Consider the following 16,758-nt stretch of genomic DNA (forward strand, 5'->3'; position numbering starts at 1 on the left):
AATCATAACAAATGGCCTTGTGCCATCCTATAAATCTCGAGCAAAAAAAATGAGCCCACGCTTCCAGTTGGAGTCCAAGGGACGGGTAGCTAGCCGATTTAAGAAACTCCACCCACAAACTCAGGATGTTTCAGCAACTCCGACTCAATTCCACTAAAGGCTATAACTAGCTGATTTTTTTATATTTACCACGCGAAATAGAGCCGGAATGCCGCCGTGCCTTCATTACCCGAGCATCCTGGTGAACGATCTGATAATCACACGGTGTTTTGGTAAGTTGCAGAAAATGGATCTGCACGATACCCTCCCACCGTCGCTGCAAATTCAGCGACCGGGCTTGGTAACCCGAGGTAAATCACTGCGCAACAGTGCTATGCGTCCGCAGGCGCTTTTTTTTCGCCTGCGATCTGCGTTATGGCGGCTGTGCGTGGGACGTCTTCGGACGTGCCGGTTTCCTTGATTTCCCGGTTTACCAACCTGCGCACAGCTGCCACCCATTCGCTTGGTAACGAATTGTGGCAGCTCTTCAAATTAAGGAGCTTTGCAATGCGCAGCATCAATCCGTACAAAATTTGGCTTTCCCCTCTACGCAATTCCCAATCGCGTAACGCTTCACCCCTCCCCCATCGCCTCTCTGCTACTGGAGGCACCCAATGACCAACCAACCCGAACTCAAAACCATCGGCCTAACCCCCGCCATCTATTGCGGCGATCAACCACTCTTCCACGTCACCCGCGACGTCCCCCTCGGCGACGCGTTATCTATGGCTTCCGATTTCCTGTTCCTCGCCAAAACGCTCACCGAAGATGCTGCCTACGCCAAAGACACCGATCGCCACGCCTGGGCTGCGCATTATTTGACGTCGATGAGTAAGGCGCTGGTGGATGATGCGGTGAAGGTGTTGACGCGGGATCGGGATTCTTTGTCGGGGTCCAAGCGGGCAGGGGCGAAGGCTGAGGGGGTTTAGCCGTCAGTCGATAAGGTAGGAAGGCTGTGGGGGCGGGTTGCTTGCGATAGTGGCAGTCGTTCGGTGGTGATGTTGGCTGGTTTGGCGCTATCGCCAGCAAGCCGGCTCCTACAGGGGTTGGGGTTGTCTGGAGTGTGATGTTGGCCCTGAAATTTTTGAACCAAGGAGTGGAGTGAATGATGTTGTTCGACTGGCTGGCTATTAACGGTACATTCTTTGGGATGTGGGTTTGGGTAGTGCGCTGTCGTGGCACACTGAATGTGTGGTTGGCGAATCTGGCGGGGGTTGTGAGCGGCCTTATTGTCGCGATAGTGGTGGAGCTATTGACCCAAGCTGCCCGCGGGACTCCGTCGCCGGAAGAGCCATTTATGTTGTATTCGATTATGGCTGGGCTAGGCACGTTGGTTGGGACGTGGATGTGGCTTATTGCGAGGCTTGAGCAGCCCGAGAATCTGTTTCTGCGCCATTTGTTTGCCGGGACGGTGAGTGTTTTTGTTGGTGCGGTTGTGCTTGGGCAGGCTTGGTCGTATTTGGTTTCTGGGTGAGTGCTTTTGCGGTTGGTGGTGGCTGGTTTGGCGCTATCGCCGGCAAGCCGGCTCCTACAGGGGTTGTGGGTTAGCCCCGGGTTTTCGGGGCTTTTTAGCATTCAGGTTAGAGGAGGTGTTGGGAGATCAGTTTTGAGATTTCTACCATTGATGTCCGGCCGGTGAATTCGAATTTCACTTTGCCCAGCGACGAGAAGTAGATCTCCAGTTCCGAGTCCAGGTCGAACGTGCCGGAGGTTTCTACCGAGTAGGCGACGATGTTTTTGTAGGGCAGTGAGGTGAAGTCTTTTTTGCTGCCGGTGATGCCCTGTACGTTGACGGCGATGATGCGTTTGTTGGTGAAGACGACGCCGTCGCGCATGGATTTATACGAGTCGATGACGTGCTCGCCTTCCAGCAACAGTGCACTGACCCGTTCTGCGTATTCTTCGTTTTGCTTGAGTTTGAAGAAGCCTTTGTTGTTGAAGTCGATCATCTGCCCATCCTCCGTTCGAAGAAAAATCCCTGCGAATTACTTCAGCGCTTTTACGACTCGAATGTTGACGGGGAATCCATCCTGTCCGGGCAGTTTCTTCCATCCCACGTACTGAAAAATCGCTTCTTCATCAATGTACTCGCCCCACTCCGCGACTTTGCCGCCCAACACTGCGACGTTCCGGTTAATGGCGCAGGTGCCATCGTCAGGACCGACGGTGTAGATCACATAAGGTTTGACGTATTTCGCGGCGCGGAAATGTTCGCCGCAACCAGAATCGACTCTGATCATCAAGGTCTTCAGATTTGCTTCACCATCCAGCTCGGCGTGCTGGTCGAGTTCTCCGATTTCGCCGACGTCGGTGAAGCCCAGAGAGCGAGCGCGCTTGTATGCCGGGGAGGCCAGGTGTTTGATCTGGGCTTTCGCGAGATACTCGTCCACGTCTTTGCTGAGTTCAATTTCGCCCTTGTGCGCGATCTCTTCCGCTATGGGAACGCCGCTCTCACAACGAGCGTAATCGGGGGAGCCAAGGCTTGACGGGGATAGGTAGTAGCGATGGAACTCAAGGGTACTCAGATGCATCTTGATAGCGGGATTAGCTTCTTTGGGCGTCTGGCGCCCGGCCTGCACCTCGGCCACCACCTGCAGAAATTTCTGGCAATCGGAGAGGTAGCCGTCCCAGGCGTATGTCGGGGTTTCACTCGACAGGCCGGCGAGCGCCGGGGTCATCACGACGGTGAAAGTGATTGCGCAGAACAGGCGCGAGACTCGAGTGACAGTGGCCATGTGTAGTCCGTTACAAAGTTGATGAAAGTGGCGCAACGCTACTGTTTTGCCGCCTTGCCGTCCACTGGCAGCAAAGGGGACAGACTCTATTTACTGCTAGCCCCTGTTTATTGAATTGAATCCCGAGTGCCAGGTGCATCTGACGCCTTCGGCTGCCTCTCGTCTAGACTTAATGGGTGGTCGTAGACAGAACCGAGCACGTCGCTTTGGTGCGGATTAATAAAGGGCCGCGTGGCAATCTGACTTTTATGCCCTTATTGAGGTGCGGCGAAGACCGTGCCGGGCACAACAAGATGCCCATTCAGGGTGCCCTGGCCACCGGCCTGAAATTGCCACGATACCGTGACGTGGTGTGAGTGCCGCAGCCGACACTTTCGGACGACCGACAACCTTCTGGTTTGTCCGTGACCGTGAGGATTGCTGAATGCCTGATGAGAGTTTGCACCTGCCTTTGGTCAACAGCCTGCTGGAGCGCCACAAAGGCTCCCCCGGCGCTCTGTTGCCCATTCTTCATGATATTCAGGAACGCATCGGTTACATCCCCGATGTGGCCGTCCCCGAGATTGCTCATGCCCTCAACCTGAGTCAGGCCGAGGTTCGCGGGGTGATCAGTTTTTACCATGACTTCCGTACCTCGCCGCCGGCCCGCCATATTCTGCGTCTGTGCCGCGCCGAGTCCTGCAAGAGCCGTGGCGCCGAGGAGCTTGCCGCGCAGTTGCGCGACCGCCTGCAACTGGACGATCACGGCAGCAGCGCCGACGGCAACATCAGTTTGCGCCCCGTTTATTGCCTCGGCGCCTGCGCCTGTTCGCCAGCTCTGGAATTGGATGGCCGGGTGCATGCGCGGCTCAGTGCTGAGCGTCTCGATGCCTTGCTCGACACTTGCCGGGAGGACGCGTGATGCCGACTCTTTATCTGCCCTGTGATTCCCTTGCCCGTGCTGTGGGTGCCGATGAAGTCTCCACAGCGCTGATCACTCAGGCCAAGGAACGCAATCTGCCGCTGGAGTTGCAGCGCACCAGCTCGCGCGGTTTGTATTGGCTGGAACCGCTGCTGGAAGTGGACAGCCCGCAAGGCCGGATCGGTTTCGGTCCGCTGACCGCAGACGATGTGCCGTCCGTGCTCGATGCCTTGAAAGGCGACCCATCCGCTCACCCACTGGCCCTGGGTCTGGTGGAAGAGCTGCCTTATCTCAAATCTCAACAACGCCTGCTGTTTGCCCGCGCCGGTATTACACGGCCACTGTCGCTGGACGATTACCGGGCGCACGGTGGTTTCGAAGGCCTGACAAGGGCCGTCGCCATTGGCGGCGAAGACACCGCAACCGCAGTGTTCGATTCCGGCCTGCGTGGCCGTGGCGGCGCGGCCTTCCCCGCCGGGATCAAATGGCGCACGGTGCGCGGCACTCAGGCGGCGCAGAAGTACATTGTGTGCAACGCCGACGAAGGCGACTCCGGCACCTTCGCCGACCGCATGCTGATGGAAGGCGACCCTTTCCTGCTGATCGAAGGCATGGCCATTGCCGGCATTACCGTCGGCGCCACCTTCGGCTACATCTATGTTCGTTCGGAATATCCGGATGCCGTGGCCACTCTTCGTGCAGCGTTGAACATTGCTCGTGAAGCGGGTTACCTCGGCGCCAATGTCGGCGGCAGCGGTCTGGCCTTCGACATGGAAGTGCGGGTCGGTGCCGGCGCTTATATCTGCGGTGAAGAAACCGCGCTGCTGGATTCGCTCGAAGGCAAGCGCGGGATCGTCCGCGCCAAGCCGCCGATCCCCGCTCTACAAGGACTGTTCGGCCAGCCGACGCTGGTACACAACGTGCTGACGTTGGCCTCGGTGCCGCTGATTCTGGCCAAGGGCGCGCAGTTCTATCGCGATTACGGCATGGGCCGCTCGTTGGGCACGATGCCTTTCCAACTGGCGGGCAATATTCGTCACGGCGGCCTGGTGGAACGGGCCTTTGGCCTGACCTTGCGGGAACTGGTGGAAGACTACGGCGGCGGGACTGCCAGTGGTCGGCCGCTGAAGGCTGCGCAAGTCGGCGGCCCGCTCGGCACGTGGGTACCGCCGTCGCAATTCGATACTCCACTGGATTACGAGGCGTTCGCCGGCATCGGCGCGATGGTCGGTCACGGCGGTGTGGTCGTGGCTGACGACACTTTGGACATGGCCCAAATGGCCCGTTTCGCCATGCAGTTCTGCGCCGAGGAATCCTGTGGCAAATGCACGCCTTGCCGCATCGGCTCGACCCGGGGCGTTGAGGTTATCGACCGGATGCTGGCCGCGCCGGACCAGAGCGATCGCGATACGCAAGCGATCATCCTCAAGGACCTGTGCGACACGATGCAATACGGCTCGCTGTGCGCCTTGGGCGGCATGGCTCCCTTCCCGGTCACCAGCGCCCTCAAGTATTTCCCCGCTGACTTCGGTCTGCAGCCTTCGGAGGCCGAGCAATGATTACTCTCTTCGACCCGAAAACCGATATCGACCTTGGCACTCCCGCTCGCGAAAGCCAGGTGCAAGTCACCCTGAACATCGACGGCCGCAGCATCAGCGTGCCCGAAGGCACCTCGGTGATGCGCGCCGCCGCGCTGATGGGCACCACCATTCCGAAACTCTGTGCCACCGACAGCCTGGAAGCCTTCGGCTCCTGCCGCATGTGTCTGGTGGAGATCGACGGCATGCGCGGTTATCCCGCGTCCTGCACCACGCCGGTCACTGAAGGCATGACCGTGCATACGCAGACGCCAAAACTTGCAACGCTGCGCCGCAACGTCATGGAGTTGTACATCTCCGATCACCCGCTGGATTGTCTGACCTGCTCGGCCAACGGCAACTGCGAGCTGCAAACCGTCGCCGGTCAGGTCGGCCTGCGGGAAGTGCGTTACGGCTATGAAGGCGAGAACCATCTGGAGGATGTGAAAGACACCTCCAACCCTTATTTCGACTACGACCCGAGCAAGTGCATCGTCTGCAACCGCTGCGTGCGCGCCTGTGAAGAAACCCAGGGCACCTTTGCCCTGACCATTACCGGTCGCGGTTTCGAATCCCGCGTGGCCGCTGCTGGCGGTGATAACTTCCTCGATTCGGAATGCGTGTCCTGCGGCGCCTGTGTGCAGGCCTGTCCTACCGCGACGCTGATGGAAAAAAGCGTGGTCGAACTCGGCCAGCCGGAACGCAGCGTGATCACCACCTGCGCTTATTGCGGCGTAGGCTGCTCGTTCCGCGCCGAGATGAAAGGCGACCAACTGGTGCGCATGGTTCCGGACAAGAACGGTCAGGCCAACCACGGCCACTCTTGCGTCAAAGGGCGCTTTGCCTGGGGCTACGCGACCCACCCGGATCGCATCACCAAACCGATGATTCGCAAGCACATCAGCGACCCATGGCAGGAAGTCAGCTGGGATGAAGCGGTGACCTACGCCGCCAGCGAATTCCGTCGGTTGCAGCAGAAATATGGCCGCGATTCCATTGGTGGTATCACCTCCAGCCGTTGCACCAACGAAGAAACCTATCTGGTGCAGAAGCTGGTGCGCGCCGCGTTCGGCAACAACAACGTCGACACCTGTGCGCGGGTTTGTCACTCGCCGACCGGGTATGGCTTGAAACAAACCTTGGGCGAGTCCGCCGGCACCCAGAGTTTCGACTCGGTGATGCAGGCCGACGTGATTCTGGTGATGGGCGCCAACCCTAGCGATGCCCACCCAGTGTTCGCTTCGCAACTCAAACGCCGTCTGCGTGAAGGTGCGCGGCTGATCGTTATCGATCCACGTCGCATCGATCTGGTGGACTCGGTGCATGCCCGCGCCGAATATCACCTGGCCCTGCGCCCCGGCACCAACGTCGCCATGCTTAACGCGTTGGCCCACACGATCATCACCGAAGGCTTGCAAGACCAGCCCTTTATCGACGCTCGTTGCGAGGGCAATGACTTCGCCCGCTGGAGCGAGTTTGTCAGCCGTGCGGAAAACTCGCCGGAAGCCCTTGCCCCTGTCTGCGGCGTCGACGCTGCCGACATCCGCGCCGCCGCCCGCCTGTATGCCACTGGCGGCAACGCCGCGATCTACTACGGCCTGGGCGTCACCGAGCACAGTCAGGGCAGCACCGCCGTGATGGGCATCGCCAACCTCGCCATGGCCACCGGCAACATCGGCCGTGAAGGCGTCGGCGTGAACCCGCTGCGTGGGCAAAACAACGTTCAAGGTTCCTGCGACATGGGTTCCTTCCCCCACGAGTTGCCCGGCTACCGGCACATTTCCAACGAAACGGTCCGTTCGCAGTTCGAACAGGCGTGGAACGTCACCCTGCAACCCGATCCGGGCCTGCGGATTCCGAACATGTTCGAGTCTGCGCTGGCCGGCAGTTTCAAGGGCCTGTATTGCCAGGGTGAGGACATTGCCCAGAGCGATCCGAATACCCAGCACGTCACGGCGGCCTTGTCGGCCATGGAATGCGTGGTGGTGCAGGACATCTTCCTCAACGAAACCGCGAAGTTCGCCCATGTGTTCCTGCCGGGCGCTTCGTTCCTGGAAAAAGACGGCACCTTCACCAACGCCGAGCGCCGTATCTCGCGGGTGCGCAAGGTCATGGACCCTCTGGGCGGCAAGGCCGACTGGGAAGGCACCGTGGCGCTGGCCAACGCCTTGGGTTACCCGATGAACTACAAACACCCATCGGAAATCATGGATGAAATCGCCAGCCTGACGCCGACGTTCACCAACGTCAGCTACGCCGAACTGGATCGCCACGGCAGCCTGCAATGGCCGTGCAACGCCGCTGCACCGGACGGCACGCCGACCATGCACATCGATCAATTCGTGCGCGGCAAGGGGCGATTCATGCTCACCGGTTATGTGCCTACCGAGGAGAAGGTCAACAACCGCTATCCACTGCTGCTGACCACCGGGCGCATCCTCAGCCAGTACAACGTCGGCGCTCAAACCCGGCGTACCGAGAACGTCGCCTGGCACGACGAGGACCGTCTGGAAATCCACCCGACCGACGCCGAAAGCCGTGGCATCAACGAAGGTGACTGGGTCGGCATCGGCAGCCGCGCCGGGCAAACCGTGCTACGTGCGCGGGTCACCGAACGGGTCGCCCCGGGCGTGGTGTACACCACGTTCCACTTCCCTGAATCGGGGGCCAACGTGATCACCACCGACAACTCCGACTGGGCGACCAACTGTCCGGAGTACAAGGTCACGGCCGTTGAGGTCAGCCGCGTCTACCACCCTTCGGAGTGGCAAAAACGCTTCCAGGAATTCACCGACGAACAGCACCGTTTGCTCAAGGAACGTCGCGGCGCTAAAGCGGAGGTGCGCCGATGAGCACTGCCAATCTGATCAAGATGGTCAACCAGATCGCCCAGTACTTCGCCACCGAACCGGACCGGAAACAGGCCGTGCTCGGTGTGCGTAATCATCTGCAGATGTACTGGACGCCCGGCATGCGCAAGGAGTTGCTGGCCTGGCAGACAGAGCATCAGGGGGCGGATTTGCATCCGTTGGCGCAAGAGGCGGTCAGCGGGGCGGGTTGGGAAGCTTAGATCTAAAAAACGACGAAAAAACCTGTAGGAGCGAGCCTGCTCGCGATGGACGTCAACGATAACGCGGGCTGTCTGGATGCCCGCGTTGTATGGACTTGCATCGCGAGCAGGCTCGCTCCTACAGGGGTTGTGTGTAGTGTTCCGCCTTATTTATCCCCACCGGTCACCCGCACCGCGATCTCAATCGCCCGCACGCTGATCGCCGCAAAGATCGCCGTGAGCAGCACGCCGTTGAACCCGAGCAATATTGCCAATATCCGCGAAACCGGCAACTTCGGCACGAGCTCGCCATAGCCGATGGTCAAGCCGGTCACGAAGCCGAAATAGATGCCGTCGAAAGGATCCCAACCTTCCAGGTAGCTGATGATCAGGCCGCACGTGACGATGACGATCAGCATGGTGGAAAGGATGGGCCAGACAACTCGAAGGTAATAGCCGACAGCTTTGTAGAACTCTCGGCGGATGTTCGACGTATTTGCAGGCTTCATGTCGTGGGTTTCCTGAGGGCGGCAGGCGGATTGACACTCATCAGCTTGGCACAAGTATTGAAAATCGATGCCGCGTCCCAGGATGTAATGGCTACTCGATCTGAATCGGCCCCTTGGTCCCGGCATCGCTGTCGGTCCAGTAATCCTCATTCTGCAACCGCCGATCGCCCTGAATCGTGAAGGTGAGCTTGCCCTGATGAAACTGCAGCGTGCCATCGGTGCGCTTGGCATTGACCCGCTTGCCGTTGACCCAGACCTGCTCCTTGGCATCGATACGAATCGTGGCAACGGTCGCGCCAGCATCGCTCTTGGCGACCCATTGCCCGGCATAAGGCGTCTGGGTATTTGTGCTGTCCGCCGCGGGGTTGGTGAAACCGGCCTTGGCGTTTTCCGCTTTGCTCTTGTGGATATCGCAGCCCTGAGTCTCGCTGACCTGGGTGCAACCGGATTGCTCAAGTTGTTTGCGGTACTTGTCGTTGATGGCATAGGCCGGGAGTTGCACCAACATCATGGCGGCCAGTGCCGGCAAGATGATCCGTTTCATAAGTCCTCTCCTCTGATCAGCGCCTTCCCCAGCGCCCGCGAACTGCATGGATCATTCACTGTAGTCCGAATCCTGTCCCCGGATGCACCGGCAAAACCACCAACGCCGCCAACCCGCCCTTCGACCGATTGCGCAGCTTCAGCTCGCCGCCATGCTCCAGCACAATCGCCCGTGCAGCCGATAATCCCAACCCTACCCCGCCCGTGCTTTTATTCCGCGAGCCTTCCAGACGAAAGAACGGCACAAACACCTGTTCAAGACTGGCCTGTGGAATTCCCGGGCCACGATCCAGCACGTTGATCCGCACTTCCCCCGCATCAGGCATCAGCTCAATCGCGGGCTCACTGCCGTACTTGATCGCGTTATCCAGCAGATTGGTCATCACCCGCTTAAGCCCCAACGGCCGCCCGAAATACACCAGCCGTTGCGGCCCGCTGAAGGCAATCTCGACACCCTGATCCCGGTAGTCATCCCGCAAGGTTTGCAGCAGTTCTGCCAGATCAAACTGGGTCGCCGGTTCAAGCCGCGCGTCATCCCGAAAGAATTCCAGCGCAGAATTGATCATCGCCTGCATTTCATCCACGTCACGAAACAACCGCTGCTGTTGCTCGGCATCCTCGATGAATTCGCCGCGCAAGCGCATGCGCGTCAACGGTGCGCGCAGGTCGTGGGAGATGGCCGCGAGCATTTGCGTGCGGTCGCGGATGAAGTGTTGCAACTGGGCCTGCATGGCGTTGAAGGCGAGGATCGCCTGACGGATTTCCTGCGGGCCGAGGGGTTCGATGGGCGGGGCGCGGAAATCGATGCCGAAGCGTCGGGCACCTTCGGCGAAGCGCTGCAAGGGTGTGGCGAGACGGCGGGTGGCGATCAGGGCGACCAGCGCGGTGGAGATCAGCACCAGCAGGATGACGATCAGGTAGCGCGGCGTTTCGTCGAGGCCCCAACTGCGTGAGGGCGCGGAGAACATCAGCCACGACGAGTCAGGCAGCTCGATCAGCAGCGCGTAATGCGCATCCGTCGAGGGTTCCGTCCAGTCAGCCGGCTCGTAGGTCTGGATTCGACCTGCGAATTTAAGCAACGGCTGCAAGAGGGTCGAGCCGATTTCGGAATCCAGATCCTCCACCGGCGGCAGGTTGAGCTCACGTCGATCAAGGTGCCAACTGACGGTAAAGCCTTCATCACTGACAGCTTGTGCCAACTGGCTGCGCAGGGGCACCGGGGCAGCCTTGATGACGCGGGTGATGGCGGCCATTTTTTCCAGCAGCCCGGTTTCAGTCAGCGGCGGCCGCGCCCAGACGCCGGCGAGCTGGATGAACAGCCCGTTGAGCGCCAGCGAAATGAGCATGGCGAGGATGATGGTCAGGGCGATCCAGCGCGCCACCGTGTCCCGGCGAATCCGCTTCAGCCAGTTCATCGCCGCGTCACACTTGGAGTGAACAGGTAACCGCCGTTGCGCACGGTGCGAATCATCGCCGGGCGCTTGGTGTCGGATTCGAGTTTGCGTCGCAAGCGGCTGACTTGCACGTCGATGCTGCGGTCGAACGCGTCGTGACAATGCCCGCGCGCCAGGTCCAGCAACTGCTCGCGGGTGAGGATGCGTTGCGGGTGTTCGACGAAGACCAGCAACAAATCGAACTCACCGGCCGACAGCGGGATCATCACGTTGTCCGGCGAGCGCAGTTCCCGGCGGGTGACGTCGAGGTGCCAGTCGGCAAAGTCGATCAGCGGCCGTGGACGTTCCTGCGCCAGCGGTCGACGGTCCTCCACGCGGCGCAACACGGCACGCACCCGGGCCAGCAATTCACGGGCATCGAAGGGTTTGGTCAGGTAATCGTCGGCGCCGAGTTCGAGGCCGACCACCCGATCACTGAGCTCGCCCATGGCGGTGAGCATGATCACCGGGATCGCGTGGCGGATGCGCAGTTGCTGGCACAGGATCAGCCCGCTGTCGCCGGGCAACATCACGTCGAGAATGATCAGGTCTGGCGCTTGGCGCTCGATGGCCGCCCACAGCGACGCGCCGTCGGTGGCGACCTCGACGCTGTAACCGTGCTGGACGAAGAATTTTTTCAGCAGGTCGAGGACTTCAAGGTCGTCGTCGACAATTAAAAGGCTGTTCACCGAAGGTCACTTACGGGGCGAATGGAACCGTCATCTAAAACCATTCACGGCAGCGCGTCATATATTTCAATCCTGCAATAAAACGACAGCGGCGCAATAAACCGGACATCTTTGCGCAAGGCTCGGGGCCCAGCATCGCCGCCAATTCCTCCCGAGACTCGCGTCCATGTTGCCTTTCAAATGTGCTCCCTGGCTGGCCCGCAACACCTCGATTGCCGTGCTGGCCGCCGGGTTGGCGGGCTGCAGCAGCCAGCCGTCGTCCAGCGCCGAAGTGAGCTGCGCCGACATCGCCTATTCGGTGTACGACCCGGCGGAACCGCTCAATCGCGGGGTCTTCGCTTTTAACCGGGTGGTGGATGACTACGCCCTGGCGCCGGTCGCTCGCGGCTATCGCCACACGCCGGACTTTTTCCAGACAGGTGTGCATAACTTCGTGGCGAACTTCGGCGAGCCCAAGGTGTTTATCAATGACCTGCTGCAAGGCAACCCGATGCGTTCGGTCAATACGCTGGGGCGGTTCGCGCTGAATACCACGGTGGGCGTGGTGGGGTTGATCGACGTCTCCGGCATGGCCGGCATTCCACGTCATAAAGCCGACTTCGGCCAGACCTTCGGCGTGTGGGGCATCGGCGATGGGCCAATCGTCGAACTGCCGTTGCTCGGCACGTCCAACAGCCGCGATGCGGCCGGGCGTGTGCTGAGTTTCGTGGTCGATCCGTTCGGCGACAACAGCGATACCGTGGACACGCTCTCAACGATCAACACCGTCGGCGACATCGTCGATGGCCGAGCCGAAGTCTTGCCGCTGACCGACAGCCTGCAAAAACTGCCGGACTATTACAGCGCGTTGCGCAACGTGGTCGCCGAGCATCGCGCCGCTTTCGTGGTCGAGGGCAAACAAGGCTCGCCGAAGAACACTCAACCACAATGCACAGGAGCACCGGCCGATGGTTTCTGAAGGCCTGATTCTTCAACACCGCGTGACCCGCGACGATGAGGCGAATCTGCACTGCCGGGAAATCACCCTGCGCCTGTCCGCAGACTGTCGCCAACTGGTGCTCACCCGCTACACCGAACACTACGGCCCGGCGGTGGTGCGCTGGATCGAGCGCAGTCACACGGTGTCGGTGAGCGAGCTGTTTCGCTGGCTGGTCGCCAACGGTGAGGCGGATGTCAGTGAGCAGCGATCACTTCCTCCAACACCCGCGCTACGCACTGCACCGCCGCGTCCTCATCGCGGCGTTTATGCCAGGCCAGATGCACCGCAAATCCCTCAACCTCAATCGGCGGTTGCACGGCGTGCAGCGTCTTGGCCATCGGCATCGACAGGCACTGGCTGGGCAACATCGCAATCAGGTCCGAGCCCAGCAGCAGATCCGGAACCATGACGAAGCTCGGCACGACGATCCCGACCCGTCGCGCCAGCCCCCTACCTTTCAACAACTCGTCGAGCGGGCCCCAGGTTGCGCCCCGGCCAGACACCAGCACGTGTGGATAACTCAGCCAGCGATCAAGATCGAAGTCTGCAATTGCAGGATGCCCGGCGCGCATCGCCACCACGAAATGCTCGTGCAACAGCAGGCGTCGGGTGTAATCCGGTCCGAGGGGCGGGAAGACCGACATGGCCAGATCGCTTTGGCCGCGACTCAAACTTTCCTGAGCCGCTTCGCCGCCCTGCCAGGGTTGAATCACCAGGTCGATGCCCGGTGCCAACTCGGCCAGTCGCTGGTGCAACTGTTGCGCGACGATGATCGCCGGGAAGTCGGCCATGACGATGCGCACGGTTTGGCGCAGGGTACTCAGGTCGGCACTGGCAGCGCCGACCAAGGTGCTGACCGAGCCCAGAATCTGCTTCAACGGACCGCGCAAGGCCTGCGCCTTGGGGGTCAGTTGCATGCCGCCCGGTACGCGTTCGAGCAGGCGATCCTGGAACAGATGCCGACAACGCTCCAGCGCATTGGAGGCCGCCGGTTGCGACAGGCCGACACGCTCGGCGGCGCGGGAGACGTGGGCTTCATCGAGCAACGCATCGAGCACGGTCAACAGATTGAGGTCCACCGAACGTAGATTCATTGAATCAATACCTAATTAGACAAACCATCCATTGGAGCAATTTATAGCACGCTGGCACGCTGTGGCTCCCTTCACTTGAACCGGGTAATCCCATGAACGACACCACGCTGATTATGAGTTTTCACCCGGATCTGGGACGTTCACACGCCAACCGCACCTTGCTCGATGCCGTGAAGGATCTGCCGGGCGTCTCCATCGTCGATCTGTATGGGCTTTACCCGACCGATGAAGTCGACACCGCCGTGGAGGTGCAGCGCTTGTTGTCGGCAAAGCGGCTGGTGCTGCAATTTCCGGTGCAGTGGTACTCGACCCCGGCGCTGCTGAAAAACTGGCAGGACCGCGTGCTGACGCAGATGTACTACATCGCTTATGAAGCGCAGGGTTCGAGGCTTGAGGGGTTGCCGATCATGATTGTCGCGACGGCGGGCAATACGCCCGAGGCCTACAGCGAAACCGGCGCCAACCTGTTTCCCCTTGAGCAATTGCTGCAACCGCTGCGCGCGACTGCGCATCGCTGCCAATGGGCGTGGAGCGAGCCGTTTCTGGTGTATCGGGCCAACAAGCTGCCGGGGTCGGAGTTGCATGTCATCGCCACTGAATACCGGGCCAGGATCGAGCAGTTTCAACACAACCCACGACGCTCTTCAGCTCAAAGCCATTGATTTGATATCGTGCACGCCATCGTCTCTCCCGCCCCATGAACAAGGAAGAATCAATGGTACCCCTCGGCATTTTGGTGTTCCTCGCTGCATCAGCGGGGATATGGCATTGGATCGTGAGGAATCGTGGCAGCGTCAATCTGTGGCTGGCCAACCTGGCAGGTGCCCTGGCCAGTTTCCTCGTGGGTGTGGTCGTGCTGATCTTTATGGCGCCCGAACAGGCTGGAACACGGGGCCCGGCGTATTTTCTTTATTCGTTGATGACGTTCATCGGGGTGTTCATCGGGACGTGGCTCTTCGTCATCGCCCGATTCAAGGAAGGCGAACATCCGGTCGGCCGTCATTTTATCGCCGGGGCCTGCAGTGTGGTGGCGGCATTTTTCACGCTGTTGCTGTGGGTAACGACCTTTCCCGCCAAGTAAACGTTACCCCAGGCAATTGATGAAGTTCAGGCAGAGGTCTGCGTTATCATCGCCGGCCTGTGCGCCAAGAGTCTTGAACCCGGATGTCCGAATCACTGCCACTGCCTGACAACTGCACCCCACTGCCACCGGTTCTGGTCGGGCCGCTGTTGCGGCGCCTGGAGCCTTCACGGCTGGTGCTGTGGCTCGTGGGCACCCGGCCGTTATCGCTGACGTTGCGCCTGCAAGGTGTTGGCGACATCCGCCTCGACGCCGGGCAATGCACGATCATTCCCGTCGGTACCCATGCCTTCATTCACTTGATCGATGTGCCGCTCGACAACGCCCTGCCCTGCGACACGCTGATCGAATACGACCTGCTGATTGATGACGCGATGACGGGCATCGCCGAATGGGCGCCGCAGCTGTTGTATGGCGAAGCACGCTGCCCGAATTTTGTTTTGCGCTCGCGGATCGACCAACTGCTGCATGGCTCTTGCCGCAAACCTCATCACCCCGCCGCCGACGGCTTGCTCTGTGTCGATCATTTGCTGGCTTCGGAACACGAGGCCACTGAGCGCCCGGCGCTGCTGATGATGAGTGGCGATCAGGTGTACGCCGACGATGTCGCCGGGCCGATGCTGCGGGCCATTCATGCCTTGATCGCACGGTTGGGATTGTTCGGCGAACACCTCGAAGGCGCCGTAGTCAGCGACAGCGCCAAGCTCTATGAGCATGCGGCCAGCTACTACCACCGTGCGGATTTGTTACCGGCGCTGCAAAGCAATGAAACCCTGCGCGAGCGATTTTTCGGCGGGGCGCGCAAGCCGATTTTCACCAGCAGCAGTGCCGACAATCATCTGGTGACCTTCGCCGAAGTCATGGCCATGTACCTGCTGGTGTGGTCGCCGACACCCTGGACGCTGATCGCGCCAAAACCGCCGAAGTTGATTCCCGAACGGCGCGAGCGTTATGCGCTGGAGCAGACGCGCATCGATACCTTCAAGGCTGGCCTGGGCGGTGTCGCACGGGCCTTCGCGCATCTGCCGTGCCTGATGATCTTCGACGACCACGATATTACCGATGACTGGAATCTTTCCGCGCAATGGGAGGAAACGGCCTACGGCCACCCGTTCTCCAAGCGCATCATCGGCAACGCGCTGATTGCTTACATGTTGTGCCAGGGCTGGGGCAACAACCCGGATGCGTTCGGCGCGGTGCTGGCGAAGACCGATGGTTTCAGCGCGACCGGGGAAGACGGCTATCTCGACAGCCCGGTGCAGGACGCCTTGATCGATGAGCTGCTGAAGTTTCAGCACTGGCATTACGTGCTGCCCACCAGCCCCGCGATGGTGGTGCTCGACACCCGCACCCGGCGCTGGCGCAGCGAGATGACACTCAAGCAACCCTCGGGTCTATTGGACTGGGAAGCCCTCTGCGAACTGCAACAGGAACTGCTGGATCACCCGTCGGCTATCATCGTTTCGCCCGCGCCGGTGTTCGGTGTGAAGCTGATCGAAACCGTGCAACGGGTGTTCAGCTGGTTCGGTTATCCCTTGCTGGTGGACGCCGAAAACTGGATGGCCCATCGCGGCGCAGCGCAGGTGATCCTGAACATTTTCCGACACTCGCGTACACCGGGTAACTACGTGGTGCTGTCAGGCGATGTGCATTATTCCTTCGTCTACGAAGTGCTGATCCGACACCGCAAGGCGGGCCCCAGGATCTGGCAGATCACCAGCAGCGGCATCAAGAACGAATTTCCACCGACGCTGCTGGAATGGTTCGACCGCCTCAACCGCTGGCTCTATTCGCCGCGCTCACCGCTGAACTGGCTGACCAAGCGCCGACGCATGCGCATCGTGCCGCATGTTCCGGAGCATGCCGAGGCGGGTGAACGGTTGTGGAATTCGGCGGGGATCGGGCAGGTGTTCTTTAATGAAAAAGGACAGCCGCAGGCGATTTACCAGCACAATTCGGATGGCTCGCCGAAGACGCGGATGGTGGCGCCTGAGGGCGAGGATTGAAGGTACACCCTGTATGACTGGTCATCCCCAAATCCTGTGGGAGCGGGCTTGCTCGCGAAAGCGGTTTGTCAGCCGCCATCAATGTTGACAGACACACCGCTTTCGCGAGCAAGCCCGCTCCCA

General features: G+C 60.2%; 17 protein-coding genes. 10 read left to right on the forward strand and 7 right to left on the reverse strand.

Going from position 1 to position 16,758, the window contains the following annotated elements; translation table 11 throughout:
* The first annotated feature begins 653 nt into the window (after window positions 1-653).
* On the forward strand, window positions 654-968 hold the full coding sequence (locus KGB24_RS11465; RefSeq protein WP_223414553.1) for a DUF3077 domain-containing protein: 315 nt from the start codon (window positions 654-656) through the stop codon (window positions 966-968).
* Between the two features lie 176 nt (window positions 969-1,144).
* The gene (locus tag KGB24_RS11470) at window positions 1,145-1,513 is read left to right on the forward strand and encodes a hypothetical protein (RefSeq protein ID WP_223414554.1); all 369 of its coding nucleotides are present in this window, start codon (window positions 1,145-1,147) and stop codon (window positions 1,511-1,513) included.
* Window positions 1,514-1,619: 106 nt separating this feature from the next.
* Here the strand turns inward: KGB24_RS11470 and KGB24_RS11475 are convergent, their stop codons facing one another.
* Both KGB24_RS11475 and KGB24_RS11480 read right to left on the reverse strand, forming a co-directional pair.
* Window positions 1,620-1,988 (reverse strand): PH domain-containing protein, encoded by a 369-nt coding sequence (locus KGB24_RS11475; RefSeq protein WP_008025469.1) that lies wholly within the window; start codon window positions 1,986-1,988, stop codon window positions 1,620-1,622.
* A gap of 36 nt (window positions 1,989-2,024) precedes the next feature.
* On the reverse strand, window positions 2,025-2,774 hold the full coding sequence (locus tag KGB24_RS11480; RefSeq protein WP_223414555.1) for a hypothetical protein: 750 nt from the start codon (window positions 2,772-2,774) through the stop codon (window positions 2,025-2,027).
* 424 nt (window positions 2,775-3,198) lie between these two features.
* Between KGB24_RS11480 and KGB24_RS11485 the strand changes: the two genes are divergently transcribed.
* Genes KGB24_RS11485 through KGB24_RS11500 form a run of 4 tightly spaced genes read left to right on the forward strand, consistent with a single transcriptional unit; the run spans window position 3,199 to window position 8,322 of the window.
* The gene (locus KGB24_RS11485; RefSeq protein ID WP_223414556.1) at window positions 3,199-3,675 is read left to right on the forward strand and encodes a formate dehydrogenase subunit gamma; all 477 of its coding nucleotides are present in this window, start codon (window positions 3,199-3,201) and stop codon (window positions 3,673-3,675) included.
* Window positions 3,675-5,234 carry a formate dehydrogenase beta subunit gene (locus KGB24_RS11490; RefSeq protein WP_223414557.1) on the forward strand — a complete coding sequence of 520 codons (1,560 nt, stop codon included), beginning with the start codon at window positions 3,675-3,677 and terminating at the stop codon, window positions 5,232-5,234. The genes KGB24_RS11485 and KGB24_RS11490 overlap by 1 nt, the downstream gene beginning before the upstream one ends.
* Window positions 5,231-8,104 carry a formate dehydrogenase subunit alpha gene (fdhF, locus tag KGB24_RS11495; protein WP_223414558.1) on the forward strand — a complete coding sequence of 958 codons (2,874 nt, stop codon included), beginning with the start codon at window positions 5,231-5,233 and terminating at the stop codon, window positions 8,102-8,104. The genes KGB24_RS11490 and fdhF overlap by 4 nt, the downstream gene beginning before the upstream one ends.
* Window positions 8,101-8,322, forward strand: a complete 222-nt coding sequence (locus tag KGB24_RS11500; protein ID WP_008025460.1) for a formate dehydrogenase subunit delta — start codon at window positions 8,101-8,103, stop codon at window positions 8,320-8,322. The genes fdhF and KGB24_RS11500 overlap by 4 nt, the downstream gene beginning before the upstream one ends.
* Before the next feature lie 146 nt (window positions 8,323-8,468).
* On the opposite strand, the gene KGB24_RS11505 is transcribed toward KGB24_RS11500, so the two are convergent.
* The 4 genes from KGB24_RS11505 to KGB24_RS11520 form a co-directional block, all read right to left on the reverse strand.
* Window positions 8,469-8,810 (reverse strand): potassium channel family protein, encoded by a 342-nt coding sequence (locus KGB24_RS11505; protein WP_207285703.1) that lies wholly within the window; start codon window positions 8,808-8,810, stop codon window positions 8,469-8,471.
* Between the two features lie 91 nt (window positions 8,811-8,901).
* A complete protein-coding gene (locus tag KGB24_RS11510; protein ID WP_192227809.1) occupies window positions 8,902-9,354 on the reverse strand; it encodes a hypothetical protein in 453 nt (150 codons plus the stop codon).
* A 55-nt stretch (window positions 9,355-9,409) separates the two neighbouring features.
* Window positions 9,410-10,768 carry an ATP-binding protein gene (locus KGB24_RS11515; protein ID WP_223414559.1) on the reverse strand — a complete coding sequence of 453 codons (1,359 nt, stop codon included), beginning with the start codon at window positions 10,766-10,768 and terminating at the stop codon, window positions 9,410-9,412.
* A complete protein-coding gene (locus KGB24_RS11520; protein WP_008025454.1) occupies window positions 10,765-11,475 on the reverse strand; it encodes a response regulator in 711 nt (236 codons plus the stop codon). Before KGB24_RS11520 ends, KGB24_RS11515 begins: the two co-directional genes overlap by 4 nt.
* 166 nt (window positions 11,476-11,641) lie before the next feature.
* Between KGB24_RS11520 and KGB24_RS11525 the strand changes: the two genes are divergently transcribed.
* Entirely contained in the window at window positions 11,642-12,433 is a 792-nt protein-coding gene (locus tag KGB24_RS11525; protein WP_223414560.1) for a VacJ family lipoprotein, read from the forward strand.
* A gap of 215 nt (window positions 12,434-12,648) precedes the next feature.
* Here the strand turns inward: KGB24_RS11525 and KGB24_RS11535 are convergent, their stop codons facing one another.
* On the reverse strand, window positions 12,649-13,548 hold the full coding sequence (locus KGB24_RS11535) for a LysR family transcriptional regulator (RefSeq protein ID WP_223414561.1): 900 nt from the start codon (window positions 13,546-13,548) through the stop codon (window positions 12,649-12,651).
* A gap of 92 nt (window positions 13,549-13,640) precedes the next feature.
* Between KGB24_RS11535 and KGB24_RS11540 the strand changes: the two genes are divergently transcribed.
* From KGB24_RS11540 to KGB24_RS11550, 3 genes are all read left to right on the forward strand, one after another.
* The gene (locus tag KGB24_RS11540; protein ID WP_223414562.1) at window positions 13,641-14,210 is read left to right on the forward strand and encodes an NAD(P)H-dependent oxidoreductase; all 570 of its coding nucleotides are present in this window, start codon (window positions 13,641-13,643) and stop codon (window positions 14,208-14,210) included.
* A gap of 35 nt (window positions 14,211-14,245) precedes the next feature.
* The gene (locus KGB24_RS11545) at window positions 14,246-14,629 is read left to right on the forward strand and encodes a hypothetical protein (RefSeq protein WP_223414563.1); all 384 of its coding nucleotides are present in this window, start codon (window positions 14,246-14,248) and stop codon (window positions 14,627-14,629) included.
* 83 nt (window positions 14,630-14,712) lie between these two features.
* A complete protein-coding gene (locus KGB24_RS11550) occupies window positions 14,713-16,635 on the forward strand; it encodes an alkaline phosphatase D family protein (protein WP_223414564.1) in 1,923 nt (640 codons plus the stop codon).
* Window positions 16,636-16,758 lie beyond the last annotated feature (123 nt).

The organism is Pseudomonas sp. BF-RE-25 (genome assembly GCF_019956105.1).
Classification (GTDB): Bacteria; Pseudomonadota; Gammaproteobacteria; order Pseudomonadales; family Pseudomonadaceae; genus Aquipseudomonas; species Aquipseudomonas migulae.